Annotated in this window: 1 protein-coding gene; it reads left to right on the forward strand. The window is 55.6% G+C overall.

The genetic code is table 11. The features are described from left to right. The first annotated feature begins 9 nt into the window (after positions 1 to 9). Positions 10 to 990 carry an alpha-ketoacid dehydrogenase subunit beta gene (locus CHK_RS01745; protein WP_046442309.1) on the forward strand — a complete coding sequence of 327 codons (981 nt, stop codon included), beginning with the start codon at positions 10 to 12 and terminating at the stop codon, positions 988 to 990. The last annotated feature ends 84 nt before the right edge of the window (positions 991 to 1,074 follow it).

Consider the following 1,074-nt stretch of genomic DNA (forward strand, 5'->3'; position numbering starts at 1 on the left):
AAAAAGAAGATGAGCAATAAAACGTATGCAATGGCAGTGAGGGACACATTGCTGTCAGAGATGAAACGTGACGATAAAGTATTTGTAATGGGAGAGGACGTCCAGGTGCTGGGCGGAGTATTTGGATGTACGCGTGGGCTTGCGGACGAGCTGGGGGCAGACAGGTGCTTCAATACGCCGATCTCAGAGGCGGAAATGATCGGAGCGGGTCTTGGCGCAGCGTGCGCGGGAATGCGCCCGGTGGTGGAGCTGATGTATATGGACTTCACGCTTGTGGCAATGGACCAGATCATCAACCAGGTTGCAAAGACAAGATATATCTTCGGCGGGAAAGCAAGGATACCGCTGGTGATCCGCGGCCAGCAGGGAATCGGGCGTGGCAACGCGGCAACGCACAGCCAGTCGCTGGAAACGATATTCATGCACTTCCCGGGGCTCAAGGTAGCGTGCCCGTCCACCGGGACGGACGTAGCGGGGCTTCTGAGGACGGCGATCCGTGACGATAACCCTGTAATGTTCTTTGAGCACAAGGCGCTGTACAGCACAAAGGAAGACGTTCCGGACGATCCGGACTTCATGATACCGTTCGGCAAGGCAAAGGTCAGGAAAGAAGGAAAGGACGTGACGATCGTAGCAAACCTGCTTTATGTGTCAAAGGCGCTTGAAGCAGCGGCGGAGCTGGAAAAGGAAGGAATTTCCGCGGAGGTCATTGATCCGAGGACAATGGTGCCGTTCGACTATGACACGATCATCGAAAGTGTGAAGAAAACAGGCCGGCTTGTAACGGTGCATGAAGCGCACCGCCAGGCAGGGTGGGGAGCGGAGATCGCGTCAGAGGTAACGGAACGGGTGTTCCCGTATCTGGATCATGCACCTGTACGTCTTGGCGCAAAGCAGTGCCCGCTGCCGTTTAACATCGGGCTGGAGAATGCTGTGGTGCCCCAGGTAGGGGAAATCGTAGCAGCGGCGCGAGCGACGATGTACAAATAGGGGAGTGATAGGAAATGGCGGAAAAAGTAATCATGCCCAAGCAGGGGCTTCAGATGACAGAAGGAACGATCACGCAGTGGCTGG

This window comes from Christensenella hongkongensis, from assembly GCF_000981035.1.
Lineage (GTDB): Bacteria > Bacillota > Clostridia > Christensenellales > Christensenellaceae > Christensenella > Christensenella hongkongensis.

What these genes read in the sequence shown, in the direction of transcription:
- CHK_RS01745 (WP_046442309.1), top strand. Translation starts at nt 10, where the DNA reads ATGAGCAATAAAACGTATGCAATGGCAGTGAGGGACACATTGCTGTCA.